This window comes from Arthrobacter sp. Dra40 (assembly GCF_059091905.1).
In genome coordinates this window covers 42,893-69,259 of record NZ_JBNHHB010000022.1, presented here as the reverse complement: position 1 = coordinate 69,259, position 26,367 = coordinate 42,893, and the positions used below count along the sequence as shown (strand labels likewise).

Genomic DNA, 26,367 nt, shown 5'->3' with positions numbered 1-26,367 from the left:
AACAAAGCTCAAGGGCCTGAGCCCGGTGCAATACCGTGCTCAGGCCCTCGCCGCCTAGGCTCTTATTTAGCCAGTCCAACTTTCGGGGCCCAGTTCAGTGGCTGGGACCCTCTGCATCGGTGCGAGTGGCGTGGTGCCGCCTACAGCTGGCCGAACTCCTCAAGCTTCGGCTTCGGTACGTTGGTCTCGTCGTACTGGTAGATTCCGATATAGGCCTCGGTCGGGTCACCGTTCTTGTCGAAGGAGATCGGGCCGGAGATGCCGTCGTAATCGATATCCTTGCCGTTGCGCAGCAGCGTCACACAACCGGCGAAGTCGTAGCACTTCTCGCCGTCCATGGACACAGCCTGCATTTCCTTCGCGATGTCCTCGCCCTTGGTGCTGCCGGCCGCCTCGGAGGCAAGCGCCACGAGGTTCACCGCGTCGTAGGACTCGCCTGCGTAAGAGTAGGAGTTGAGCTTGTCGTCGACCTTCGCCAGGTCCGCCTGGAATTCATCCTTGGCGAAGGTGCCGGGAATGGTGCCCTGTGCCCCGGCCATGGCGCCCGGGTCAAGCTCCTTGCTCAGGTCCGAGGTGTTGCCGTCCACCAAGAACATCTGGTCGGCCTTGACGCCCTTGGAAAGCATCAACGGTGCAATCGACTTAATCTGGTCGAAGGTAATCAGCGCGTAAGCGTCAGGCTTGGCGTTGACTACGGCATCAACCTGCGAGCTGAACTGCGAATCGCCTTCGTTGAACATCTCCGTGGCAACAACCTTGCCGCCCGCGCCCTCGAAGGCCTCCTTGACGTTGTCCGCCAGACCAGTTCCATAGGCATCGTTCAGCACAATCATGCCGAGTGTCTGGGCGCCGCAGGTGACCATGTAGCTGCCGAGAGTGCGTCCCTGCAGAACATCGGAAGGAGCCGTTCGCCAGTACAGGCCCTTGTCATCCCACGTGGTGAAGTCCGGCGAGGTATTCGCCGGGGAGATCTGCAGAACTCCCGCGCCGGTGATCTGGTTGATCACAGTGAAGGAAACGCCCGAGGACGCCGCTCCCACGATCGCGCTGACCTTTTCGCTGAGCAGGTCCGTCACCGACTGGGTTGCAATGTCGGTGGTGGTGTCACCGGAGTCGCGCTGGACGGTTTCCACGTCTTTGCCCAGCACGCCGCCGGCTTCGTTGATCTTGTCCACGGCCAGCTTGACGCCGGCAATTTCCGGCGGGCCCAGGAAGGACAAGGTTCCGGTGGTCGGCAGCAGCGTGCCCACTTTCAGTGGCTGATCGGTGGAGCCCTTGGACTTGGGTACGTCCGCCGGGTTTCCGGTGGCACCGCTGGTGGGCCCCCCGTCCTCGCCTGGTCCGGGACATGTCAGGCCTGATGCGCCTGCCGGTGCCGATGACGCTCCCCCTCCAGGCTCCGATGGCGTGGAAGATCCCCCGCCGCAGGCCGAGGCAAACAAGGCGATCCCCAATCCGAGCACGGCCAACTTCCCCGCCCGCGCGGAGTTGCCGCCGGTGCCGAAAAGCACAGCGTTTCGTGTGGCAGTCATGTATGTTTTCCCCTCGATCGAAAGGTTTGTGAACCTTTGATGCGCTACCAGGTATTCCTGATTACAGAGAAAACTAGTCCAAATTGTTGTTGAAAATAAGCGTTTTGGGTTACATCCTTGTAACGCTCGTCACACTGTTTCGGTACCCCCGGTGGGACTCGAACCCACACTGGACCGATTTTAAGTCGGTTGTCTCTGCCATTGGACTACGGGGGCGTGGCATTCCTGCACCTACCAAGGGTACTTGATGGCCCGTCTAGGGTTCATAGTCGTCCGAACGGGGCGGCGTAGGTAAAGGTACCCGTGGGCGGGAGCGCGGTCAGCGGAAGGGCCATGAAGTGGGCGCCCCATGCTGGATCCGGGGCTTCGATGCCGGACTCGCTAGCCGGCCGATACCCGAAACGCGGATAGTAATCGGTGCTTCCGAGCAGCAGGATGACGCTCTCCCCCGCGGCCTCGGCCCGCTGGCGTGTTTCGGCCAGCAGGGCGGCTCCGATACCCGAACGCTGGCGGTCCGGCTCCACCGCGATTGGGCCGAGCCCCAGCGCCGGTGCACCGTCAATCCACCCGCGGGTACTGATGACATGGCCGACGACGGTTCCGTCATCCTCGGCGACGAGGGAGAACTCCGGCATGAAAGCGTCGCAGTCGTACAGCTCGGCCAGCAGCCGGGGTTCAACGGGTTCGGTACCACCATCCTTGGCGAAGGCCCGCGCTACCAGCTTGAGGACGTCGGGCCGGTCCCCCGGTTGTTCAGTCCTGATCAGCATCAGAACATTCTATGCCGCAGCCTCTGGCCTCAAAAAGGCAGCAGGCCCGGGTACCGCCGCGCGGTACCCGGGCCTGCTGCCTTGTTGCGGTTAGCGGCCGGTGGACGCGAGTTCCTTCTCCGAACCGGTGCCCTTCGCGTCGGTTGCCGGCTGGGGAGCGGCGGCAGCCTGCGGGCGCGGCTGGGGTGTAGCGGCCTCACGGAACTGGCGGTACGGAGTCTGCAGATCGGCGAGGCGCGTGGTGTCGCGGCCCAGGAAGATGGCCCAGAACCAGTTCGAGATCACGCGGATCTTGCGCTCCACGGTCGGCATGGCCAGTCCGTGGTAGCCGCGGTGGGCCATCCATGCCGGCCATCCCTTGAGCTTGATGCCCATGATCTTGGCGACGCCCTTGTTGAGGCCGAAGCCGGCGACGGCACCCAGGTTCTTGTGCTTGTACTGCTTGACGCTGCCCACGCCCCAGCGGGCCGCGTAGATGTTTTTGGCAAGCCGCTTGGCCTGGCGGATGGCGTGCTGGGCATTCGGGACGCAGAAGCCGCCCACCCCGCCGCCGGTCAGATCCGGCACGGCCGCGACGTCGCCAGCGGTCCATGCGCCGTCAATCGGGCCGTTCTCGTCGATGATCTGCAGAGTGGCATCGGCCTTGATCCGGCCGCGTTCGTCCTGCGGGAAGCCGAAGCTGCGTGCCACCGGATTCGCCTGCACACCCGCGGTCCACAGCAGGGTGTCGGCCTCGAAGGTCTCGGCCGGAGTCTTGTCCGGCATGTTGATCAGTTCCAGCACGCCGCCCTCGGCCTTGGCCAGGGAGGTGTTGAGCATGACCTCGATGCCGCGTGAGCGCATGTGCTCGACGACCCACTCGGCCTGGTCTTCGGTGACCTCGGGCATGATCCGGCCCATCGCCTCGACCAGCACGAAACGCAGGTCTTCCTGGCGCAGCCGTCCGTTCTTCCTGACGGCAGCGCGGCCCAGATCCTCGATTTCGGTCATCGCCTCTATGCCGGCGAAGCCGCCGCCGACGCCAACGAAGGTCAGGGCGCGGGTCCGCTCCGGGCCCGCGGGAAGCAGCGAGCCGGTCTCGATCCGCTCGAGCACCTTGTTGCGCAGTTCCACTGCTTCTTCGATGGTCTTCAGGCCAATGCCGGCTTCGGCCAGCCCCGGGATCGGGAACGTGCGGGTGATTGCGCCCGCTGCGACGACGACGTCGCGGTAGTCGAGTTCAAACGGCTCGCCGACGGCGGGGGCAACCACTGCCTTCTTGGCGGCATGGTCGATGGACGTGACCCTGCCGGTGATGAGTTCGGTGTCCTGCAGATGCTGGCGGTGGTTGACCACGGCATGCCGCGCTTCGATGCTGCCGGAGGCCACTTCGGGCAGGAACGGCTGGTAGGTCATGTAGGGCAGCGGATCCACCAAGGTGACGATACCGCCGTGCCGCTTGACCTTTTTCTGGAGCTTCAGCGCAACGTAGAGGCCAACGTAGCCGCCGCCGACCACAAGGACGCGCGGGCGATCGGACAGAGCAGGAGTGATTGCCATGCGTTAAGTGTAGCGCCTTTTGTGAAACTTTTCACGAAGTGCCGAAGAGCGCAGAATCAGCGCTTGACCGGCTTCTGGTTCCCGCCCCGGATCGGCGGGATGAAGCCTGTGTCCGCGTCTTCGACGGCCTGCTTTCCTGCCGCCGCCCGGCGCGCCCGGACCGTCTGGACGGCGCCCAACGCCAGGACACCCGCGATCAGCGCGCCGAACGAGAAGACGAGGATGGCTGGCAGGACCGAGTTCTCGGTGCGCGGCGGGACCGCCACCGGGGTGGTCGGTTCCGGAATGTCCGGGGCCGCGGCCTTGGACTGCACCGGGGACTGCGATTCCGGCGCGGCGACCGCGCCGCGCCGGTGCACGGTGATCCACTGGGCGATAGAACCAAGCGGATTGGCTGCCACCTCGGGGACTTCGGCGTTCAGCGCCGCTTCGGCGTCGAGTATGCCGTAGCCGTAGATCGGGTCATGTCCGGGGACGCCAGAGTCCTTGGCCGTGCTGATGATGCGGTTGATGACCTGGGCCGCGCTCATGTCCGGGTACTTGGAGCGGATCAGTGCGGCCACGCCGGAGACCAGCGGGGTGGCACCGGACGTGCCGGACCAGTCGGCGTAGAGGCCGCCGGGGAGTCCGCCAATCAGGTTTTCGGCCGGCGCCGCCACGCCAATGACGATGCTCTGGGCCGAGGCCTCCTGGCTGGCTTCGCCGTCGCGGTTCAGTCCCGCCACGGTCAGTACCCCGGGAATGGTGGCAGGAGCGCCGGACTGTTCGGTCCCTCCGGCGCGGTTGCCGGCCGCGGCCACTACAACGACGTCGTGCTGTTCGGCGTACAGGAACGCGGCGTCCCAGCTCTCCGGCCAGGAGGTGCTGGAACTGGTCAGCGACATGTTGATCACCTGGGCGCCGTTGTCCACCGCCCAGCGCACGGCCGCGGGGATCTGCTCGTCGACACCGACGCCGGAAGGATTCGGCGTTCCGAGCCAAGTGGAGGCCGTCAGGATCTGCGCCTTGGGCGCCACCCCAATCACGCCATCGGTGCCGGCACCGATTCCCTTGTCCTTGGGCTTGGACTCTTTGTCCTTCTTGTTGTCCTTCTTGTCGTCCTTTTTGTCTTTGTCCGGGGCATGCCCGCGTCCCGCCAAAAGGGTCGCCACCAGGGTGCCGTGCTCGGGGGTTTGTCCGATGCCGCGTTGGCCGTCGGGATCGCCCGAACCGGAGGCGTCTGTGCCGCCCACCACGGCACCCTTGAGGTCCGGGTGGGTGCTGTCAACGCCGCTGTCGATCACCGCGACTTTCACGCCTTCACCCTGCGACTCGTCCCAGACGGCGCGAATCCCATAGGAGTCCAGCCAGTATTGCTTGTCCCGGGTGGAATCGGCTTGGGCGGGTCCTGCCAGCATCAGGGAGGCGAGCACCGCAATCGCCGAGCCCAGCGAAATGGCCTTCGCGGCGGACAAGCGCCTGCTGGGCAGATCACTTTCGCGGTGGCACATAGGTGTCCCTTCGGTAAGCAGTCTAGGTCCCTGGGGCTGGGTGGGTGGGCAGCCGGGTGGCGGCACTCAGGGCGATTCCATCAAGAATATCGTGTTCACTGGACGTCGCGCCGTCCACGCGTCCGGCGGTCAGTGCCGCCAGCCGCCGTGACACGGTGCGCCAGATGAGCGCGCCGGCGCCAATCACATCCACCCGTCCGGGGTGCATGTACGGCAGCGCTGCACGCTGTAGCCGCGTCATCTCCAGCAAGGAGGTGCAGGCAGCATCCAGTCGGTCGCCATCTATGCGTGCGCCGTGGATCGCTTCGGGACGGTACTGGTCCAGTTGCAGAGCGTGCGCGGTGATCGTGGTGACGGACCCGGCCACCCCTACCAAACGGTCAACGTCGGCCAGCGGCACCTCGTCCAGCACGCGCGCCAGATGCTGTTCGGCGTCGGCTTCGGCTTCGGCAATCTCCGCCGCGGTGGGCGGGTCCGAGCGCAGGTACCGCTCGGTGAAACGGACGCAGCCCATATCCGTGCTGAGCGCGGCCAGCACCCCGTTGGCGGTGCCCAGCACGAACTCCGTGCTGCCGCCGCCGAGGTCGACCACCAGCACCTTCTCTCCCGGCGTCGGGGCCAGGACACTGGCGGCACCGGTAAAGGACAGCTCGGCCTCTTCGCGGCCACTGATCACCTCCGGTTCCACTCCGAGGCGGTCGCGGATGCCGTCAACAAAAACCTGCCGGTTGGCCGCGTCGCGGGTGGCAGAGGTGGCAACAAAACGCAGGCTTTCGGCCCCGTGGCTGCGCAGTTGCACCGCGTATTCTTCCGCCGCGGCGAACGTCCGCTCCAGCGCTTCGGGAGCCAGCGCCCCGGTTGCGTCAACCCCCTGCCCCAGCCGCACGACTTTCATCTCCCGGACCACGTCGCTCAACCCCCCGTCCTGCACGTCGGCAATCAGCAGGCGGATCGAGTTGGTCCCGCAATCGATGGCTCCGACACGTGCCACTAGGACTCCACTCCCCCGGCTGCGCCGGGCGTTCGAGGATCGACGGCGTTGGCGCCATCGGAGGATTCTTTGCTGCCGGACCGCCTGGCCTTCTTCGCGGCCAGCTCGTCGGCCGGCAGGCCCTGGGTCCGGGTATGGCGGCTCAGATCACGGGCGGGCGCGGCCCCTTCAACGTCCCAGGCGCCGGCGCAATAGCAGCGGTCGGCGGTCCACCATTCGGCGATGCCCTCAAGCGCCTCGTCGCCCAGCGGATTCACGCCCGGACCCGCGGCCAGCGAATGGCCGACCAGGACGTGCAGGCACTTGACCCGGGTGGGCATTCCGCCGGCCGAGACGCCCGCAATCTCGGGCACCTCTCCGATGCCTGACCGGCGGCCCACCTCGTTCCGCGCGGCCAGGTACTCCTCGTGGGCGCGCCGGTAGGCCGCGGCCAGTTCGGGATCGCTCTCGAGCCGGGCAGTCATTTCCGTCATGACCCCGGCCGCTTCCAGCCGGGACACTGCGGAGGTAATGACCGGGTGGGTCAGATAGTAGGTGGTGGGGAACGGGATGCCGTTACCCAACCGCGGCGCGGTCGTGGCGACCAGCGGGTTTCCGCAGACGCAGCGCGCGCCGATTTCCACTACATCGCGTACCGGTCTGCCAAGCTGGCGGCTCAACGTGTCGAGGTCTTCGGGGGTGGGTGTGCGCTGAGCGGCGTTCATGGCTCAGTCCTTCCTGGCGCTGCGGTTCGTACGGCAGCGTGTCGTGTGGTCCGGCAGCCGCAGCTGCCGGAATGTTAGTCAGCGGCGGGCGCGTCCGTGGCGGCCCGGGTCATCGAATTCCACAGTGCGTCAACCCACGGCAAGTCCTCCGGCGCGGTCGCGGATGCGTGTTCGTCCGACTCGCCCAGTCCTTCCGCGCCGGTGACCATGTACCGCTTCTCCCCCGGCATTACATAGAATATGCGATCCCGCGCCTGCTGCTTGATGTAGGCGGGGTCGTCCCAGCGGGCCAGCTCCTTGGTCAGCTGCTGATGGGAGTCTTTCTTGGCGGCGATGTCCGCCTGCAGGGCGGCCAGTTCTGCCCGCTGCTCAATGAAAATCCGCACCGACGGCGCCAGCAGCACCGTGATGGACACCAAGACCACCGCCAGCGCCAGCAGCCGGCCGGAGAATGCTTTGGCCGGGACCGGGACGGCATCGGCAGGCACTTCCTGGGCCGGTTCCTGGTGTTCGCGGCCCGCAGGCGCGTCCGGCTGCCTGATTCCCTCGGACAGCTGCCGGCGTTCTGCGGCGCGGGCTTCCGACGGCGCGGGCTTGGGTTTTGCCGGTGGTTTCGGTTTTCGCCGCTGGCCCGCCTCCGGTGTGCGCGGGGCGGCGGCCTCGGGCCGGACCGCTGCGGCCGGCGCCGTTCGGCCGAAGTCGGCCCGAATGACTTTTCCGGTTTCCGGTTCCCGGCGATCGGTGCCCTTGCCATCCCCCTGGCCGCTGCCCTGCGCAGGCCCACCGCCGGCCGGACGGTTGGCCCGCGGCATGTTGGGGCGTCGGGTGGACATTGAGGCTCCTCACCGTGGTTGTCGAGCGGGGCCCGCGTCGGCTGACAGCCGGACCCCGCTTAAGACATTACCGAGGGTTGGGCCGAACTACGCCGTGAAACGCGGGAAAGCGCTGCGACCGGCGTAGCGCGCCGCGTCGTCGAGCTCTTCCTCGATCCGCAGCAGCTGGTTGTACTTCGCCACGCGCTCCGAACGGGCCGGGGCACCGGTCTTGATCTGGCCGGCATTGGTGGCCACGGCGATGTCGGCGATGGTGGTGTCCTCGGTTTCACCGGAGCGGTGCGAGGTGATGGTGGTGTAGCCATTGCGCTGGGCCAGGGCCACGGCCTCCAGGGTTTCGGTCAGCGACCCGATCTGGTTGACCTTGACCAGCAGCGAGTTGGCGGTCTTGGCATCGATGCCCTGCTGCAGGCGCTCCGGGTTGGTGACGAACAGATCGTCGCCCACCAGTTGCACCTTGTCGCCGAGCTCGGCCGTCAAGGTTGCCCAGCCGTCCCAATCGGATTCGTCCAGCGGATCTTCGATGGATACCAGCGGGAAATCCGCCACCAGCTGACCGTAGTAGGCACTCATCTCCGCAGCCGTCAGGGCCTTGCCCTCGAACTGGTACGCGCCGTCCTGGTAGAACTCGGAGGATGCCACGTCCAGGGCCAGCGCAATGTCCTTGCCCGGCGTGTAGCCGGCGCGGGTGATCGCCTCGGTGATCAGGTCCAGCGCGGCCCGGTTGCTGGGCAGGTTCGGGGCGAATCCGCCCTCGTCGCCCAGCCCGGTGGAGAGGCCCTTCTCCTTCAGCACGGCCTTGAGGCTGTGATAGACCTCCACGCCCCAGCGCAGGCCCTCGGAGAAGGTTGCGGCGCCCAGCGGCACCACCATGAACTCCTGGATGTCGACGTCGGAGTCGGCGTGCGATCCGCCGTTGAGGATGTTCATCAGCGGCACCGGCAGCACGTGCGCGTTCGGTCCGCCCAGGTACTTGTACAGCGGAAGGTTGGCGGATTCGGCGGCTGCCGATGCCACAGCCAGCGAGACACCCAGGATGGAGTTGGCACCCAGATCGGACTTGTTGGACGTGCCGTCCAGGTCCAGCATGGTCTGGTCGATCAGCCGCTGGTCGGTGGCGTCGAGGCCCACCAGCGCCGGCTGGATGGTATCCAGCACCGCGGCCACGGCCTGGCTGACGCCCTTGCCCAGGTAGCGGCCCTTCTCGCCATCGCGGCGTTCGACGGCCTCGAAAGCACCGGTGGAGGCGCCGGACGGAACTGCGGCGCGGCCCATCGAGCCGTCGGACAGCAGCACCTCAACTTCAACGGTGGGGTTGCCGCGGGAATCAAGGATTTCACGCGCGTGGATGGCATCGATCAGCGCCATGGAGTAGCTCCTGTTCGTTGGAACGAAAGATGGAATGTCTGCAGGCCAGGCAACCGCCGGCCGCAAGGTCCGGCTTAAGACTAATCGAGATCAGCCGGTGGAGTTTTCTTCCGTTACGCGCTGCTGGAATCGCCGGACGGCGACTCGGAGCGCCTGCTCTGGGTCCACGCCGGCTTTTGCGGCGCGGCGGACGACGGCGAACAGCGTCTCGCCGACCTCAGCTTCCGTCATGCCCGGCTCGCCTTCCGAGGTGCGACCGCCGTGCGGCGCCGCGGCGGCGGAGCCGTCCCCGCCCGGCTCGGCCCGCTCCGCGGAACCGGCCCGGCTCGCCCGGTCCAGGGATTTCGCCGCCAGGGTCAGCGCCGGCAGCGACGTCGGAACGCCCTCGAACGGCGTGGTCCGCTCCGGTTTCTCCGCGGCCTTCACCTCGTCGTAGCTGGCGACGATCTCGGCGATGGTGTCCGGAAACGTCTCCTGCAAGGACCCGTCCGGCCGGAACACGTGCCGGTTCCGCCGGATGAGTTTGGCAGTCAATGTGGCGGCCACGGCGTCGAAGTCGAAATGCCCGCGTTCTTCCTGCAGCCGGGCATGCAGCAGCACCTGGAACAGCACGTCGGCCAGTTCGCCCCTGAGCTCGGCCACGTCCGCCCGCCCGGTGTGGCCTGTTTCGATCGCCTCGGCCAGCTCGTGGGCCTCCTCGACCAGGTACTCAACGAGCGATTCATGCGTCAGTGCGGCCGTCCACAAGCAGTGTTCGCGCAGCTGCGCCACGACCTCGAGCAGCCGGGGAACCGCCCAACCAGGGCCAGGCTCCGCCGTCGTGCTTCCCCAGCGCCGTCCCGGTGCTGGTGGCTGACCGGCGTGCGCCATGGTCCCGTCAGTCCAGCTGGCTGCGGAAGCCCTCGCCGATGTACTCGACGAGCGCCTCGCGCTCTTCCAGCGGCAGGAAGGCGGCTTCCGCGGCGTTGAGCGTGATCTCCAGCAGGTCGTCCAGATCGTAATCGAAGGTTTCAACCAGCAACTCGTACTCGTCCGAGAGCGTGACCCCGCTCATCAGCCGGTTGTCCGTGTTGATCGTGACCTTGAACCCGGTCTGGTAGAGCAGGTCGAACGGATGGGCTTCAATGCCTTCGCCGAAAACGGAGATGGCGCCGGTCTGGAGGTTGGACGACGGGCTGCACTCCAGCGGGATGCCGCGGTCGCGGACCCATGCGGCGACCCGGCCCAGGGTGACCATCCCGACCTCGTCGCCGTCCTCGTCGTCCGGGCCGAAGTCCACCTGGATGTCCTCGGCGATCCGCACGCCGTGGCCCAGCCGCAGTGCACGGCCGCTGACCAGCGCATCAGCGATGCTGTCCACACCGGCCGCCTCGCCGGCGTGCACGGTGACCGGGAACTGGTGTTCGGCCAGATAGGTAAATGCGTCCTTGAAGCGCGAGGCCGGGAAACCCTCCTCGGCGCCCGCAATGTCGAAGCCGACGGCGCCCCGGTCCCGGTGGCGGACGGCGAGTTCGGCGATCTCCTGAGAGCGGTCGGCATGCCGCATCGCGGTGATCAGCTGGCCAACCTGGATGGGCCGTCCGCTGGCCTCGACGGCGTCCACGCCCGCTTCCAGCCCGGCCTGGACGGCTTCGACGGCTTCGTCCAAGGTCAGGCCCTTGGCCAGGTGCTGCTCCGGTGCCCAGCGGACCTCTCCGTAGACTACGCCGTCGTCGGCCAGGTCCTCGACGAATTCCTGTGCCACGCGGAACAGGCCTTCCTTGGTCTGCATCACGGCGACGGTGTGATCGAAGGTTTCCAGGTAGCGGACCAGCGAGCCGGAGTCTGCCGACTCCCGGAACCATTCGCCCAGTGCCACCGGGTCGGTGGAGGGCAGCTCGTGCCCCGCGGCGGCGGCCAGTTCGATGATCGTGGCCGGGCGCAGGCCGCCGTCCAGATGGTCGTGCAGTGATACCTTCGGCAGGCTGCGGATGTCGATGTCCATGTCGGCTGCGGTGTCTTCGGAGTAATCAGGCTCAGTCACACGCACCACCTTACGCGAGCACGTCGCCTGCCTGAACCGGTTCGGCTTCTGCCGGCCGATTCAATCGGTCAGTGGCTCAATCGTCCAGCGCGGCCGTGGAGCGGTTGCGCGAGGGCACGGCCACGGTCTGGTACGGCTCGAAGCGCACCGTGCGCGAACCCGATTCCGGCGGTTGGTCGCCGGGATGGCGCCGCCGCGGCACTGAGGCACCTGCACTCCCGGCTGGGAAGTCGTCATGGGTGGCCTGCTGCCCGGCACCCGCCGGCTCCGTACTGCTGTGCGCGGCCTGGGCTGCAACGCGCAGCCTCGCGGCGTGGCGGCGGCCGGCCAGCTTCATGCCATGGTCCAGCGCCAGGCCCAGCAACAGTGCCAGCACGATGGCCAGGGCCGCGGCCAGCAGGGTGTGGTCGTGGAACCACTGGCCCGCCAGCGCACCGATGCCCACGGAGTACAAGGCCCACGAGATGCCGGCCGCCACGGAGAACAGGACGAACTTGCGGTGGTTGTATCCGGTGGCGCCGGCGGTCATGTTGACGGCAACGCGGCCCACCGGAATGTAGCGGGCGCCAAGGATCAGCAGGGCGCCGCGCCGGTCCAGTTCCCGGCGTGCCCAGGCGAAGGCCGCGGCAACGCGTGGGCGCTGCATCCAGCGGAAGCGGTCCGCGCCGATGCTGCGGCCGATCAGATAAGCAATGTTGTCGCCGGCGATGGCGCCTGCCGCTGCGATGGCAACGACCAGCCAGATGTTGGGCGCTCCAGCGGATACGGCGATGGCGGCCAGCGCGACGACGACCGATTCGCTGGGAACCGGCGGAAAGATGCCGTCAATCAGGCAGAGCGCCAAGAGCAGTGGGTAGATCCACCATTGTGCTGCCGCGTCGATGATGAAGACGCTGAGCGCGTCCATGAAAGTCTGCACGAGGTGTTCCTGTCCGCTGGATGTCTAAGTCCAACGATGCCATGCCGCATTTGGTGCCGCTATCGGGTAAATCCCTGACCGGGCCCCCATCGGTCAACGCCGCAGACCCTGCAGTGCGCCGGAGCTTCCCCCAAGCTCCGGCCGCACACATCATCGTAGCCGGGCGCCGGTAGGACCGGGAAGAGGTTTATCCAGCGAATCTATAAAACACTATCCCCAGTTGTTTCCAGCTGGGGGCCGGGGCAGACCGGTCTCGCCCGTCCTCCTAGATGCGGATGTAGGCCGCGCCGTCGAACTGACAGGTGGCAAGGTAGGCCACAGCGGCAGGCACGACCTTCACGCCGGACGCCCGAGGTGCAGGACGAGATGGTTTGTGACGCGGCGCCTTAGGCAATCCGGTCAATGATCAGCCGGCGGTCCGGCCGGCTTCCCTCGGGAGCAATAACGACGGCGTCGCGCAGCGCCTCCTTGGCCCGGTCGAACCTTTCGGGGGTATCGGTCAGCAGCGTCATCAGCGGTTCGCCTGCGCGGACCGTGGCTCCGGGCTTGGCATGCATCCGCACGCCGGCGCCGGCCTGCACGGCGTCCTCCTTACGGGCACGTCCTGCCCCCAGCCGCCACGCGGCCACGCCCACCGCCAGGGCGTCCAACTGGACCAGCACGCCGTCTGCCGGCGCGTAGACAACCTCGGCTTCCCGGGCCACCGGCAAGGAGGCGTCGGGGTCCCCGCCCTGGGCACGGATCATGGACTTCCAGACATCCATCGCCCGGCCGTCCCGCAGCGCTGCCGCCGGGTCGGCGTCGGCCACGCCGGCTGCCTGCAGCATCTCTTCGGCCAGCTTTAGCGTCAGCTCCACCACGTCCTCGGGGCCGCCACCGGCGAGCACTTCCACCGATTCTTCGACTTCGATGGCATTGCCCGCGGTGAGCCCCAGCGGGGTGCTCATGTCCGTGAGCAGTGCCACCGTGTTCACACCGGCGTCCTTGCCCAGGGCCACCATGGTTTCGGCCAGTTCGCGGGCGTCGCACTCATCCTTCATAAAGGCACCGCTGCCGACCTTCACATCCAGCACCAGCGAGCCGGTGCCTTCGGCGATCTTCTTGCTCATGATCGAGGAGGCAATCAGCGGGATCGCTTCCACCGTGCCGGTCACGTCCCGCAGCGCATAGAGCTTCTTGTCCGCGGGGGCAAGGCCGGAGCCGGCCGCGCAGATCACCGCGCCGACGTCTGCCAGCTGTTTCATCATCTCCTCATTGGTGAGCAGCGCCCGCCAACCCGGGATCGATTCAAGCTTGTCCAGGGTGCCGCCGGTGTGGCCCAGCCCGCGCCCGGAGAGCTGCGGCACGGCGACGCCGAAAACGGCCACCAGGGGCGCCAGCGGAAGGGTGATCTTGTCCCCCACCCCACCGGTCGAGTGCTTATCCGCTGTCGCTTTGCCGAGGGAAGCGAAGTCCATTCGCTCGCCGGAGGCGATCATCGCCGTCGTCCAGTGCGCAATCTCTTCCCGGTCCATGCCGTTGAGAAGGATGGCCATATTCAGCGCGGACATTTGCTCGTCGGCGATGGCCCCGCGAGTGTAGGCATCGATAGTCCAGGCGATCTGCTCCGGGCTCAGCGTTCCCTTGTCGCGCTTGGTCCGGATGATGTCCACCGCATCGAAAGTTTGGGTCATACCCTGTTCCTCACTTGATCCGTTCCGGCTTATCAGGCCAGATGCTGCGGGCCGAAGGCGTCCGGCAGCACGTCGTCCATGGTCTTGACTCCGGCCGGCGTCATCAGCAGCATGCCGGGCGCCCGAAACTCGTACAACAGCTGCCGGCACCGGCCGCACGGCATCAGCGCTTTGCCGTCCCGGTCCACGCAGCTGAAGGCCACCAATTTTCCGCCGCCGGTCATGTTCAGCTGGCTGACCAGCGAACACTCGGCGCACAGGGTCAGCCCGTAGGAAGCGTTTTCCACGTTGCAGCCGGAGACTATCCGCCCGTCGTCGGTCAGCGCTGCCGCGCCGACCGGGAACCCCGAATACGGCACGTAGGCCCGCCGCATGGCGTCCGCCGCGGACCGCTGGAGTGCGTCCCAGTCAATGTCATTGGGGTGATCCGTCGTCGGTTCCATCGCTCAACCCTTGATATACGGCACGCCGCTGGCGGCCGGCGGTCGGGCACGGCCCACCAGCCCGGCGACCGCGAAGATGGTCACCACGTAGGGCAGCATGGCCAGGAACTGGTTCGGCACCGTGGACCCGAGAGCACTGAGCACGTACTGCAGATTGGTGGCGAACCCGAACAGCAGGGCGGCGAAGAACGCCCAGATCGGGTTCCAGCGTCCGAAGATCAACGCCGCGAGTGCGATGTAGCCCTGCCCGGCTGTCATGTCCCGGCCGAAACTGGATACAAGGACCAGGGTAAAGAAGGCACCGCCGAATCCGGCCACGACGCCGGCCAGCAAGACGTTCATGAACCGCATCCGGTTGACCTTCACGCCCAGCGTGTCTGCGGCCTTGGGGTGCTCGCCGACGGCGCGCGTCCGCAGGCCCCACTTGGTGTGGAACAGTCCGACGTAGATGACGGCCACCGCGATGTACATCAGGTAGCCGACCACCGACTGCTCGAACAGGATGGGGCCGATAACCGGAATGTCGGATAAGACCGGGATGCTGATGACCTGCAGGCGCGGCGGCGAGTTCCAAGCGGCCGGATCGGCGGACAGCACAGTCGAGAACAGGAACCCGGTCAGGCCGGAGACCAGCACGTTCAGCACCACGCCGACAATCACCTGGTTGACGATGTACTTGATGCTGAACAGCGCCAGCACCGCCGAAACCATGACGCCGCCAACGGCCGCTGCAGCCAGTCCGACGTAGGCGTTACCGGACAGCGAGCCGGCAACCGCGGCGGAGAAGGCACCGAAGAGCAGCTGCCCTTCAATGGCAATGTTGACCACGCCGGATCGTTCGCACAGCACTCCGGAGAGGGATCCGAAGATCAGGGGCACGGCCAACGTGACGGAACCGGCCAGCAGCCCGTAAAGGGCCACGTTCGGTGTGCGGGCGCTGCCCACCACCCAGGTCAGGAAACCGACAATGAAGAGTACGGCAAACACGGCCACCAGCCAGCCGGGAACCCTCCGGCCGGCCCGGACCAGGCGGAACGACCAGATGGCGGCGGCCAGCATCAGGACGGCGGTGGCCCAGCCGGTGACAACCGCCGAGAGGACAATATTGGGCAACACCACGGCGTCGCTGGGATCCGAGAGCCGGAAGGTGACGGAGTTGTCCGGCGCGCCGATGGCGAAGACCAGGAGTGCCATGACGGCCAGCACGGCCAGGATGACCGGGGTCTTCCAGTTCCGCACGGTATCCGCGGTGGCTGATCCTTGTTGCGGTTCGGTGGCAGTAGCCGTGCTCATGCTGCACCTCCGGTGCTTGCGGTCTTTCGGGGTTTTGCCGTCAGCTGGCCCGGCTCCGGCAACCGGAAGATGGCCCGGACCAGCGGCGGAGCTGCGATGAACAGAACGATCAGGGACTGGACCACCAGCACAATGTCGATCGCGGTGCCGGTGTCTGTCTGCATGGTGACGCCGCCGGCGCGGAAGGCGCCGAACAGCACGCCGGCCGCAAACGTTCCCCACGGCGTCGAACGCCCCAGCAATGCCACGGTGATGGCATCGAAACCGAAGCTGGCCGCCACGCCCGCGGTCAACACCTGTTCGGTGCCCGCCACCTGTGCGGTGCCGGCCAGCCCGGCAAGGGCACCGGCGAGCACCATGACCACGACGTAGCCCTTGGTGACGCTGATGCCGGCCGTCCGGGCGGCGTGCGGATTAGAGCCCACGGCCCGCAACTCGAAGCCGACGGTCGAGCGGTTGAGCAGCCACCAAGCAAAGAACGTAGCGAGGAGGGCGACGATGAAGCCCCAGTGCAGCCGGAAGGTGTCGCCGAAGAGCGGCGGATACATGGCTGTCTCGTCCAGCTGGGGGCTGATCGGATTAGTGGAGCCCGGCCGCTGGAATGCCGGAATGGTCAGCAGGTAGAGCACCAAGTTGATGGCCACATAGTTGAGCATGATCGACACGATCACCTCATGGGCACCCGTCTTGGCCTTCAACAAGCCAACGAGGCCGCCCCAGAGTGCGCCGCCCACGATGCCGGCCAGAATGACCAACAGCAAATGCACGCCCACCGGCAGGTGCCAGCTGAATCCGACCCAAGCGGCCAGGGTAGCGCCGATGATGATCTGGCCCTGCGCGCCAATGTTGAACAGTCCCGCGCGGAAGGCCAGCGCTACGCCCAGGCCGGCGCAGATCAGCGGTGTGGCCACGGTCAGCGTCTGCGTCAGCGGATAGATCATCCGGGAAAAGGTGGAGCCGTCGGCGTTGAAGACCGACCCTTGGAAGAGGGCGATGTAGGCCTCCGATGCGGCCGTCCAGGCCGCGCCCAGCATGTCCTGCGGCCTGGCAAAGAAGTAGCTGGAAGTCCTGGCCACTTCTTCGTTGGTTAGCGCGATCAGGATGCCGCCGGCAATCAGGGCCAGCACGACGGCGAGGACCGACACCAGGGCATTGCCCGTGACGATCCGCTGCATCACGCTCTGCTGCTCGCGCAACGCCGGCTGCAGGCTCTCCCCCGTGACCGGAACCGCAGGCGGCGCCTGAGTGCCATCGCCGAGCTCAGCGGCTGCTACGAGCCGCTGCTCGTCGCCGTCGACCGCTGCCTTGCCACCGCGCTCGTGCCGCTTCCTGGTCTGCCTGCCGGTCTCGTCCGCGCTCATTTCTCGCCTCCTTCGACGTCTGTCTGCTGTGCTTCGGCCTGCGGCTGCCGGGCTTGCTGTGCCTGCGCTTCTTCTGCCTTCATCCCGGCCATCATCAGGCCCAGTTCGCCGCGCGAAGTGCCCGCCGGGACGATCCCCATCAGCCGTCCCTGGTAGAGCACGGCGATCCTGTCGGCCAACTCCAGCACTTCGTCCAACTCGGTGGACACGATCAGCACCGGCGTGCCGACGTCGCGCTCGGCGACGATCCGCTTGTGCAGGAACTCAATCGAGCCAACATCGACACCACGGGTTGGTTGCGAGGCGATGAAGAGCTTCAAGGGCCTCGACAGTTCCCGTGCCATCACCACCTTCTGCTGGTTTCCGCCGGACAGCGTGCCCGCTGCGGCTTCCGCTGACTGTGTGCGGACGTCGAACTCGGCGATGTATTGGTCGGCGTTTTTGGCAATCAAGGCCGGCTTCATGGCCAGGCCGCGGGCAAAGGGCGGCCGGTCATAACGGTTAAGAATGAGGTTTTCCGCGACGGAGAAGGTACCGACCAGGCCTTCGACGCTGCGGTCCTCCGGCACGAAGCCAACCCCGGCTCCGATGATGTCCTTGACCCGTTTCCCGACGAGTTCGCGGCCCTCAAGCCGGATGGAGCCCGACACGTGGTCTTGCAGGCCCAGGATGGCCTCGGTCAGTTCGGTCTGCCCGTTGCCCTGAACACCGGCCACCGCCATGATCTCGCCGCGGGCAATACCAAAGCTGATGCCGTCCACCACGCGCTGGCCGGTGGGCGAAAGCACCGTGAGGTCGGAGACCGTGAACGTTTCTTCTCCCGGCTGCGCCGCTTCCTTGTTCAGCGTCAGGCTGACTGCACGGCCCACCATCATCTCCGCCAATTCCGTGGTGGAGGCCGACGCCGGGGCGTCGCCGACCACCTTGCCGCGGCGGATCACCGTAATGATGTCGGAAACAGCTTTGACCTCGCGCAGCTTATGCGAGATGAAGACGATCGCTTTGCCGTCTGCCTTGAGCTGGCCCATGATGCCCAGCAGTTCATCGGTTTCCTTGGGCGTAAGGACAGCGGTCGGCTCATCCAGGATCAGCACTTCGGCGTCACGGAGCAAGGCCTTGATGATTTCCACACGCTGCTGCACGCCGACGGGCAGGTCCTCGATCACGGCGTCTGGGTCCACTTGGAAACCGTACTGATCCGAAATTTCCCTGATGCGGGCCCGGGTGTCGTCGAGATTGAGCATTCCGCCGGCCTTCGTGGCCTCGTTGCCCAGTGCCACGTTTTCGGCGACCGTGAAGACCGGGACCAGCATGAAGTGCTGGTGCACCATGCCGATGCCGGCCGCCATGGCATCGCCGGGGCCCGCGAAGGTCACCGGCTTGTCGTCCACCAGGATCTGGCCTTCGGTCGGCTCGTAGAGTCCGTAGAGGACGTTCATCAGCGTCGACTTCCCGGCGCCGTTTTCGCCTAGCAGGCTGTGGACCTGTCCCGGCTGGACCACAAGGTCAATGTGGTCGTTGGCGACCAGGGAACCGAATCGTTTGGTGATTCCTTTGAGCTCGAGCTTCAAACCCCAACCCACCTGTTCTTTGTCCGTAGGTACGACGGTCCTCATCCGGCATGGTTTCGAGCGCTGGCCGCCCTTAAGCTGTGCCTAGCCTAAACCGATTGGGCCGCTGACAGCACGAACCGCCGCTCTCGGCACCGATGTCTGGTACGGAGAGCGGCGGTCCGCTTCATGCTTACTGCTGCGGGCTGGCCTTCGATTCGACCTTGATCTCGCCGGAGATGATCGACTCCTTGATGGTCTCCAGTTCCGACTTGGTTTCATCGGAAACAGCAGCGTCAAGATCGTGGAACGGAGCCAATGCCACGCCGCCGTTCTCCAACGTGCCAACGTACGGGGTGCTGTCGAAGTTGCCCTCGGTGTCGGTCTTGATGACGTCCTCGACGGCGTTGCCCATCAGCTTCATCACGGACGTGAGGATGAATTCCTCTGCCTTGCCGGCGGTCTCGTAGCCGTCCGAGTCGACCCAGACCACTTTGGCATCTTTGCCATCCGCGTTGGCCTCGATCACGGCGTCCAGGGTGCCGAGGCCAACCGGCCCGGCCACCGGCATGATGATGTCGGCGCCCTCGTTGATGAAGTTCAGGGTGTTGGTCTTGCCCTTGCCCTGATCCTCAAAGTTGCCCACGAAGGTACCGTTCTGGGACTTCTTGTCCCAGCCCAGCAGTTCTACGTTGGCGTCCTTCTGCTTGTTGTAGTAGTCCACGCCGTCGGCGAACCCGTCCATGAAGATGGTGACGGTGGGAATGTTCATACCGCCGTAGGTGGCCACCTTGCCGGTTTCGCTGGTTGCCGCCGCAGCGTAGCCCGCCAGGAAGGCGGCCTGTGCCGTGTCGTAGATGATCGGCTTGACGTTGTCGGTAAACTCCGGGTCGCTGTAGTCGACGATGGCGAAGTTGGTCTCCGGGTTAGCCTTCGCAGCTTCCTTGGTCACGTCGCCCAGCAGGAAGCCGACCGTGAGGACGAGGTTGCAGTCGGCCTGCACCATGGCATCCACGTTCGGGCCGAAGTCGGTCTCAGCCTGGGATTCCGCCTCACTGATTTTGATGCCCAGGTCTTCCTCAGCCATCTTCAGGCCTTCATAGCTGGACTGGTTGAACGAACGGTCGTCGAATCCACCCGAGTCGGAGACGATGCAGCCCCGATAGTCGGTGGCTTCGGCTGCGGGGCTGCCGCCGCCGCCCTGCTCGGCCGGCGGAGCGCCGCAGCCGGTCAGGACCAGGGCGGATGCGCCGAGCACTGCGGCGGAGAGGCCGGTGCCGCGCTTAATCTTGCGCAGTGAAGTCTTCAATTATCCTCCATAAAAGAATGTCTGCCCACGCCAACAGTTCAATGGTCGCTTCACAAGAAGTGCGGCGCATGCCTTGTACTCCGCGTGGCACAGCACCTGGCCTGCAGGTGCACAGTTGATGAACCTACAGTAGTGGGCCGGCGGGCTACGGGCGACGAAATAGGGACGGGCTCGCCGTGATTGTTCAAAAGTTGTTACTTTTGGGTAGCTCCCGCGATGAGATCCCGGTGGCGGCGTGCAGCCAGAGTTGCCGCCTTAGCCATCACCCGGACGCCTACGCCGATGGCATGCTCGTCCGGACGGTAGTCGCCGCGGTGCAGATCAAAGGTTTCGCCCCCGGGTGTCCGGGTGCCAAGCCGCATCATGGCGCCGGGCACTTCCTGCGTCATCCAGGCAAAGTCCTCGCCGCCCATCGACTGCGGAGTCAGGGTCACCGCGTCCTCACCCAGCTCGCTCCGGGCCGCGGCTTCGATCAGCGTTGTCTCCCGCTCGGTGTTGATGACCGGAGGCACCCCACGGATGTGCTCCAGCTTGACGTCCACGCCGAACGGGGCCGCCACCTGGTTCACCACCTCGTCCACCAGCTCACCGGCGGCTTGCCATGCTTCGCCGTCGAGGCAGCGCATGGTTCCGGCCATGTAGCCCACCGACGGAATGGCGTTCGGGGCCGCCCCTGCCTGGATCTGGCCCCAGACCAGGGAGACCGCGCTGCGAACGTCGATCCGCCGGTTGATGACGGCCGGAACGCTGACAGCAATCTCGGCCAGCGCGAACACCAAGTCCTCGGTCAAGTGGGGGCGCGAGGTATGCCCACCTCGGCCGTTGAGCTGAATCCGGATGGTGTCGGAAGCGGAGGTAATGGCGCCAATCCGAGTGCCGACCAGTCCGACGTCGATCCGGGGGTCGCAGTGCAGCGCCAGAATGCGGGGCAGCCCGTTCAGGACGCCCTGCTCAATCACGGCCAGCGCCCCGCCGGGCATCGTTTCCTCGGCAGGCTGGAAAATCACCCGGACGCGGGCCGGCAGCTCGCCTTCCATGTCAAGTTTGCGCAGGACCAGCGCCACACCCAGCATCACCGTGGTGTGGATATCGTGTCCGCAGGCATGGCTGATGCCGGTATGGACCGAGGCGTAGTCCAGGCCCGTTTCCTCCAGGATCGGCAGCGCATCAATGTCCGCGCGCAGGCCGATGGCCAGCGGGCCTTCGCCTACATCCACAAAGAGCCCGGTGCCGTCCAGCAGTTGCGGTTCCAGCCCTGCGGCCGTCAATCGCGCCGCGAGCTTCTCCGTGGTGAGGAATTCCTTGTGCGACAGCTCAGGATGCTGGTGCAGGTCTCGCCGGAAGTGCCTCAGTTCATCCAGCAGTGGCGATGCCCAGACGCCGATATTGAGATTGGCCGTCGGAGTTTCTGAAATCTTCTGCACACATGCACTCTAGCGACTTGCGCGCCCGCCCACTGAGGCCGCGCACCGGACACTGACGTTTCCGCGTAACTTTCGCCGGCTGCCGCGCCCCGTTCCGCTACAGGACGTCCGTGTCGCCGCTGGCTCTGAGGTGTTCCACAGCTGACTTCACCTTCTGCGCGTGTTCCTTGGTAGTGACCAGCAGCGCATCCGGGGTATCGACCACCACGACGTCGTCGATACCGATCAACGCAATCACCCGCTTGGTATCGGAAACCACGACGCCGGTGGCGGACTCCGCGAAGACCCTCGCCCCATCGCCGAGCACCGTCAGCCCGGACGTTTCACTGGCGGTGTTCAGCCGCCCGATGGCGGCGAAGTCGCCCACATCGTCCCAGGAGAAAGATCCGGGGATCATCGCCACATCACCCGCGGCCGCCGCAGGCTCGGCCACCGCGTAGTCGATGGCCGTCTTGGGCAGGCCGGGCCAGACCCGGCGCATGACCGCGCCGCGCTCCGGGGTGTCCCAGGCCTCGGCGATCTCCGTCAACCCGGCAAAGAGTTCAGGTTCGTTGGTTTCCAGATGCTTGAGCAGCAGGTCCACCGGGGCCACGAACATGCCCGCGTTCCACGAATACTCCCCCGTTGCCAGGTAGCCGAGTGCCACCTGCTCGTCGGGCTTCTCCACGAACTCGGCCACTGCATGCGCGTTCGGAGCCCCGGGCACGTGCAGTGCCCCGGCGGAACGAATGTAACCGAACCCGGTGGCCGGGTGGGTCGGGGTGATCCCGATCGTGACGATGTAGCCTTCGGCCGCGGTATGCACTGCCTCGCGCACCGCCTGCTGGAAATCTTCCACGGGAGTGATCACCTGGTCGGCGGCGAACGAGCCCATGATAATCCGCGGATCGCGGCGGTGCAGGATCGCCGCGGCCAGGCCGATGGCAGCCGCCGAGTCCTTCGGATCCGGCTCCAGCACCAGGTTGGCATCTTCCAGCTCCGGCAACTGCGCACAGACCGCCTGACGGTGCAGCTTGCCGGTGACCACCAGCGTCCGCCCTTGGCACAAAGGCTCCAAGCGTGCATAGGTAGCGCGGATCAGGGTGGACCCGGAACCGGTCAGATCATGCAGGAATTTCGGAGCGGCCGCCCGCGACAGCGGCCACAAACGCGTCCCGGTACCGCCCGCCGGGATCACCGCATAGAAACGATCCAGCACGGCATCATCGGCCGCGCCCCGGCCTGCTAATTGAGTCTTCACCCTCTCCACGGTAATCCCCCGGAATGGTAGACGCCTCCATCCCGGGGCTGATTTTGGGCACCGTGGGCAGTTGAGGGGGCACCGGCCAGACCAGAAAAACCTAATTAGGGCATGGTTAAGTTGCGTATACCGCCGCAAATCCGCGGAAAACCGCGATGACGCCACTATTTGGCCGCCTGGTGTTAAAAAGGTCACACCGGTCGGTTCCTAAATTGAATAAGCCATCAGCGAAGCCTAGATTAGTCTTGAGCTAAGAGCGCTCTCGCACCGGCGTCAACTCTTGCGTGGAAGCCACGCTGCGCCTCTGCGATGCAGGGAGGGTAATTCAGTGTCGAAGACACCAGCAGGGACCTTATACCGCGGCCGTGAAGGCATGTGGTCTTGGGTAGGACACCGCATCACGGGCGTCTCAATCTTTTTCTTTCTCTTGGTACACGTACTCGACACCGCGTTGGTCCGGGTTTCGCCCGGCGCCTATGACGCTGTCATGGCCACGTACAAGAACCCGATCATGGCCGTCTTGGAAGCCGGGCTCGTGGCAGCCATCGTCTTCCATGCCTTCAACGGGCTCCGGATCATCCTCATTGACTTCTGGAAGAAGGGCCCGAAGAACCAGGCCAAGCTTCTGTGGGGCGTCGTCGGCCTCGCGGTCATCGTCATGATCCCGTTCCTCATCCGCCACCTCACGCTCGCTTTCACGTTCGCCTTCAACGGGGGTCAGTAACTCATGTCGGTCAACTCTGAAATTCAGACCCCCCGCAGCGCCCGCATTGCTCCCGAGTACTCCCGCAACAAGGGGCGCAAGGGCAACTTTGAGATGTACGCCTGGCTGTTCATGCGGCTCTCCGGCCTCATCTTGGTCGTGCTCGTCTTCGGCCACTTGTTCGTCAACTTGATGCTCGGCGACGGCGTCCACGCCATTAACTTCGGCTTCGTCGCCGGCAAATGGGCCGACCCGTTCTGGCAGGTCTGGGACCTGGCCATGCTGTGGCTGGCAATGCTGCACGGCACCAATGGCGTCCGCACCATCATCGAGGACTACGCGGAGAAGGACAGCACCCGCTTCTGGTTCAAGATGGTCCTGTACGTGGCCTCTGCCGTCATCATCGTGCTCGGCACCCTGGTGATCTTCACCTTTGATCCGTGCCCGGCCAACGCCAGCGCCGAGCTGCTGCCGTCCTTCTGCCCGGCACCGTAACCGGGCCCGCGTAGAACGCGGTTCCGCTGCCTCGCCGCGGGTTTGAAGCGGCGACAAACTTCAGTTCAACAGAAAGAGCATCCAGTATGCAGGTCCATAAGTACGACGTCGTCATTGTCGGTGCAGGTGGCGCCGGAATGCGCGCGGCCATCGAATCAGGCCAGCGCGCGCACACGGCAGTACTGACCAAGCTGTACCCCACGCGTTCCCACACCGGCGCGGCCCAGGGCGGCATGTGTGCCGCACTGGCCAACGTCGAAGAGGACAACTGGGAGTGGCACACCTTTGACACCGTCAAGGGCGGCGACTATTTGGTGGACCAGGACGCAGCCGAAGTCATGGCGAAGGAAGCCATCGACGCCGTGCTGGACCTGGAAAAGATGGGCCTGCCGTTCAACCGCACGCCCGAAGGCAAGATCGACCAGCGCCGCTTCGGCGGGCACACCCGCGACCACGGCAAGGCGCCCGTGCGCCGCGCCTGCTACGCCGCGGACCGTACCGGCCACATGATCCTGCAGACCTTGTACCAAAACTGCGTCAAGCACAACGTCGAGTTCTACAACGAGTACTACGTGCTGGACCTGCTGATGGTGGAGGAAGACGCCGTCCGCGAAGACGGCACGCCGTACAAGCAGAAGCGCGCCGCCGGCGTCGTCAGCTACGATCTGGCCTCCGGCGAGATCCACGTCTTCCAGGCAAAGTCGATCATCTTCGCCTCCGGTGGCGTGGGCAAGGTCTTCAAGACCACGTCCAACGCGCACACCCTCACCGGTGACGGCATGGGCATCGCCTTCCGCCGCGGCCTGCCGCTGGAGGACATGGAGTTCGTCCAGTTCCACCCGACCGGCTTGGCCGGTCTGGGCATCCTGCTCTCAGAGGCCGCACGCGGCGAAGGCGGGATCCTCCGCAACGCGGATGGCGAACGCTTCATGGAGCGCTACGCCCCCACCATCAAGGACCTGGCACCCCGCGACATCGTGGCCCGTTCCATGGCCCTTGAGGTCCGCGAAGGCCGCGGCTGCGGTCCGAACAAGGACTACGTGCTGCTGGACCTGACCCACCTGGAGCCGGCACACATCGACGCCAAGCTGCCGGACATCACCGAGTTTGCCCGCACCTACCTCGGCGTCGAGCCCTACACCGAGCCGGTACCGGTATTCCCCACGGCGCACTACGCCATGGGCGGCATTCCGACCAATATCAAGGGCGAGGTCCTCCAGGACAACGACACCGTGGTGCCCGGCCTGTACGCCGCCGGCGAGGTTGCCTGCGTCTCCGTGCACGGCTCCAACCGCTTGGGCACCAACTCGCTGCTGGACATCAACGTCTTTGGCAAGCGCTCCGGCATCAACGCCGCCGAGTACGCCAAGACCGCAGACTTCGTCGAGCTGCCGGAGAACGCCGAAGCGTACACGGTCAACATGCTCGAGACGGTTCGCACCGCCAACGGCACGGAGCGGGTGGCCCAGATCCGCAAGGAACTGCAGGACACCATGGACGCCAACGTCCAGGTGTTCCGCGACGAGAGGTCGCTGACCGAGGCGCTGAACGTGATCGCCTCGCTGCGGGAGCGCTACAAGAACATCAGCGTCCAGGACAAGGGCAAGCGCTTCAACCTGGACCTGCTGGAGGCCGTGGAACTCGGCTTCCTGCTGGATATGGCTCAGGTGATGGCCGTGGCGGCACTGCATCGCACGGAGTCCCGCGGGGGCCACTTCCGCGAGGACTTCCCGGAGCGCGACGACGAGAACTTCATGTTGCACTCCATGTCCTACCTGGATCCCGAAGCCGTCACCGATCAGACGGCCGGCATCCGCATGGATACCAAACCCGTGGTATTCACGCGCTACGAACCGATGGTGAGGAAGTACTAATGACCACCCCGACCGAAATTCCTGAAGGACCGTCAAAGGTCGAGCTGGCTCCCGGTGTCGGCGGCGGCGGCGAAATTCCCAGCTTCGACATCACCCTGAAGGTTCGCCGCTACGATCCCGAGGTTTCCGAGGAAGCCCGCTGGGACGAATTCAAGCTCACCATGTACGGCACTGACCGCGTCCTCGATGCCCTGCACAAGGTCAAGTGGGAGCATGACGGTTCGGTTTCCTTCCGTCGCTCCTGCGCGCACGGCGTCTGCGGTTCCGATGCGATGCGTATCAACGGCCGTAACCGCCTGGCCTGCAAGACCCTGCTGAAGGACCTGGATACGTCCAAGCCGATCTTGGTGGAGCCGATCAAGGGCCTGCCGGTGGAGAAGGACCTGATCGTGGACATGGAGCCGTTCTTCCAGTCCTACCGCGAGATCATGCCCTTCCTGATCAACGGCGGCCATGAGCCGACCCGCGAGCGGCTGCAGTCGCAGGAGGACCGCGAGCGGTTCGACGACACCACCAAGTGCATCCTCTGCGCGGCCTGCACCTCCTCCTGCCCGGTGTTCTGGACCGACGGCCAGTACTTCGGTCCGGCCGCGATCGTAAACGCACACCGTTTCATCTTCGACTCGCGCGATGATGCCGGTGACATGCGCTTGGAGATCCTCAACGACAAGGAAGGCGTGTGGCGCTGCCGCACCACCTTCAACTGCACCGAGGCATGCCCCCGCGGCATCCAGGTGACCAAGGCCATCGCCGAGGTCAAGCAGGCCGTTCTGAGCCGCTCCATCTAGCGTCCTACAGCAGTCCGACCGGGGTTCCCCGGGACTGCCGCCAGG

Annotated in this window: 23 protein-coding genes and 1 tRNA gene; 4 read left to right on the top strand and 20 right to left on the bottom strand. The window is 65.7% G+C overall.

The features are described 5' to 3' along the window. Positions 1–140: 140 nt before the first annotated feature. The 20 genes from AC5RWT_RS12445 to AC5RWT_RS12350 form a co-directional block, all read right to left on the bottom strand. Entirely contained in the window at positions 141–1,532 is a 1,392-nt protein-coding gene (locus AC5RWT_RS12445) for an ABC transporter substrate-binding protein (protein ID WP_494080465.1), read from the bottom strand. 143 nt (positions 1,533–1,675) lie between these two features. Beyond that, a tRNA-Leu gene (locus AC5RWT_RS12440) sits at positions 1,676–1,748 on the bottom strand. Positions 1,749–1,795: 47 nt separating this feature from the next. After that, complete coding sequence (locus AC5RWT_RS12435; protein ID WP_494080464.1) at positions 1,796–2,302, bottom strand: GNAT family N-acetyltransferase; 507 nt, start codon at positions 2,300–2,302, stop codon at positions 1,796–1,798. 90 nt (positions 2,303–2,392) lie between these two features. Continuing rightward, a complete protein-coding gene (locus AC5RWT_RS12430; RefSeq protein ID WP_494080463.1) occupies positions 2,393–3,841 on the bottom strand; it encodes an NAD(P)/FAD-dependent oxidoreductase in 1,449 nt (482 codons plus the stop codon). Positions 3,842–3,897: 56 nt separating this feature from the next. After that, entirely contained in the window at positions 3,898–5,331 is a 1,434-nt protein-coding gene (locus AC5RWT_RS12425) for a S8 family serine peptidase (protein WP_494080462.1), read from the bottom strand. A 22-nt stretch (positions 5,332–5,353) separates the two neighbouring features. Further along, on the bottom strand, positions 5,354–6,322 hold the full coding sequence (locus tag AC5RWT_RS12420; protein ID WP_494080461.1) for a Ppx/GppA phosphatase family protein: 969 nt from the start codon (positions 6,320–6,322) through the stop codon (positions 5,354–5,356). Beyond that, positions 6,322–7,026 carry a DUF501 domain-containing protein gene (locus tag AC5RWT_RS12415; RefSeq protein WP_494080460.1) on the bottom strand — a complete coding sequence of 235 codons (705 nt, stop codon included), beginning with the start codon at positions 7,024–7,026 and terminating at the stop codon, positions 6,322–6,324. The genes AC5RWT_RS12420 and AC5RWT_RS12415 overlap by 1 nt, the downstream gene beginning before the upstream one ends. Positions 7,027–7,100: 74 nt before the next feature. Continuing rightward, positions 7,101–7,859 carry an FtsB family cell division protein gene (locus AC5RWT_RS12410; protein WP_494080459.1) on the bottom strand — a complete coding sequence of 253 codons (759 nt, stop codon included), beginning with the start codon at positions 7,857–7,859 and terminating at the stop codon, positions 7,101–7,103. Positions 7,860–7,946: 87 nt separating this feature from the next. Next, on the bottom strand, positions 7,947–9,227 hold the full coding sequence (gene eno, locus AC5RWT_RS12405) for a phosphopyruvate hydratase (protein ID WP_414960686.1): 1,281 nt from the start codon (positions 9,225–9,227) through the stop codon (positions 7,947–7,949). A 90-nt stretch (positions 9,228–9,317) separates the two neighbouring features. Then, positions 9,318–9,998: a MazG nucleotide pyrophosphohydrolase domain-containing protein gene (locus AC5RWT_RS12400; protein WP_494080458.1), complete on the bottom strand. Its 681-nt coding sequence runs from the start codon at positions 9,996–9,998 to the stop codon at positions 9,318–9,320. Positions 9,999–10,104: 106 nt separating this feature from the next. Next, a complete protein-coding gene (locus AC5RWT_RS12395) occupies positions 10,105–11,211 on the bottom strand; it encodes an adenosine deaminase (RefSeq protein ID WP_494080472.1) in 1,107 nt (368 codons plus the stop codon). 115 nt (positions 11,212–11,326) lie between these two features. Beyond that, positions 11,327–12,169, bottom strand: coding sequence for a DedA family protein (locus tag AC5RWT_RS12390; protein WP_494080457.1), 843 nt, complete (start codon positions 12,167–12,169; stop codon positions 11,327–11,329). Between the two features lie 386 nt (positions 12,170–12,555). Further along, complete coding sequence (locus AC5RWT_RS12385; RefSeq protein WP_494080456.1) at positions 12,556–13,842, bottom strand: thymidine phosphorylase; 1,287 nt, start codon at positions 13,840–13,842, stop codon at positions 12,556–12,558. Between the two features lie 32 nt (positions 13,843–13,874). After that, positions 13,875–14,285, bottom strand: a complete 411-nt coding sequence (locus AC5RWT_RS12380) for a cytidine deaminase (RefSeq protein ID WP_494080455.1) — start codon at positions 14,283–14,285, stop codon at positions 13,875–13,877. Between the two features lie 3 nt (positions 14,286–14,288). Further along, positions 14,289–15,578: an ABC transporter permease gene (locus AC5RWT_RS12375; RefSeq protein ID WP_494044582.1), complete on the bottom strand. Its 1,290-nt coding sequence runs from the start codon at positions 15,576–15,578 to the stop codon at positions 14,289–14,291. Next, on the bottom strand, positions 15,575–16,939 hold the full coding sequence (locus AC5RWT_RS12370; RefSeq protein ID WP_494080454.1) for an ABC transporter permease: 1,365 nt from the start codon (positions 16,937–16,939) through the stop codon (positions 15,575–15,577). Before AC5RWT_RS12370 ends, AC5RWT_RS12375 begins: the two co-directional genes overlap by 4 nt. After that, positions 16,936–18,510, bottom strand: coding sequence for an ABC transporter ATP-binding protein (locus tag AC5RWT_RS12365; RefSeq protein WP_494080471.1), 1,575 nt, complete (start codon positions 18,508–18,510; stop codon positions 16,936–16,938). The genes AC5RWT_RS12370 and AC5RWT_RS12365 overlap by 4 nt, the downstream gene beginning before the upstream one ends. A gap of 172 nt (positions 18,511–18,682) precedes the next feature. Beyond that, a complete protein-coding gene (locus AC5RWT_RS12360; RefSeq protein WP_494080453.1) occupies positions 18,683–19,798 on the bottom strand; it encodes a BMP family lipoprotein in 1,116 nt (371 codons plus the stop codon). 194 nt (positions 19,799–19,992) lie between these two features. After that, positions 19,993–21,222, bottom strand: coding sequence for an amidohydrolase (locus AC5RWT_RS12355; RefSeq protein WP_494080452.1), 1,230 nt, complete (start codon positions 21,220–21,222; stop codon positions 19,993–19,995). Positions 21,223–21,319: 97 nt separating this feature from the next. Then, complete coding sequence (locus AC5RWT_RS12350) at positions 21,320–22,462, bottom strand: mannose-1-phosphate guanylyltransferase (RefSeq protein ID WP_494044578.1); 1,143 nt, start codon at positions 22,460–22,462, stop codon at positions 21,320–21,322. Positions 22,463–22,790: 328 nt separating this feature from the next. Here AC5RWT_RS12350 and sdhC point away from each other — a divergent pair, with 328 nt between their 5' ends. The 4 genes from sdhC to AC5RWT_RS12330 all read left to right on the top strand — a co-directional run bounded on the left by sdhC (position 22,791) and on the right by AC5RWT_RS12330 (position 26,322). Further along, complete coding sequence (gene sdhC / locus AC5RWT_RS12345; protein WP_127511990.1) at positions 22,791–23,186, top strand: succinate dehydrogenase, cytochrome b556 subunit; 396 nt, start codon at positions 22,791–22,793, stop codon at positions 23,184–23,186. A 3-nt stretch (positions 23,187–23,189) separates the two neighbouring features. Continuing rightward, the gene (locus AC5RWT_RS12340; protein WP_494080451.1) at positions 23,190–23,660 is read left to right on the top strand and encodes a succinate dehydrogenase hydrophobic membrane anchor subunit; all 471 of its coding nucleotides are present in this window, start codon (positions 23,190–23,192) and stop codon (positions 23,658–23,660) included. Positions 23,661–23,746: 86 nt separating this feature from the next. Beyond that, positions 23,747–25,534, top strand: coding sequence for a succinate dehydrogenase flavoprotein subunit (sdhA, locus tag AC5RWT_RS12335; RefSeq protein ID WP_494044577.1), 1,788 nt, complete (start codon positions 23,747–23,749; stop codon positions 25,532–25,534). Beyond that, positions 25,534–26,322: a succinate dehydrogenase iron-sulfur subunit gene (locus AC5RWT_RS12330; protein ID WP_364646838.1), complete on the top strand. Its 789-nt coding sequence runs from the start codon at positions 25,534–25,536 to the stop codon at positions 26,320–26,322. The genes sdhA and AC5RWT_RS12330 overlap by 1 nt, the downstream gene beginning before the upstream one ends. Positions 26,323–26,367: the final 45 nt, after the last annotated feature.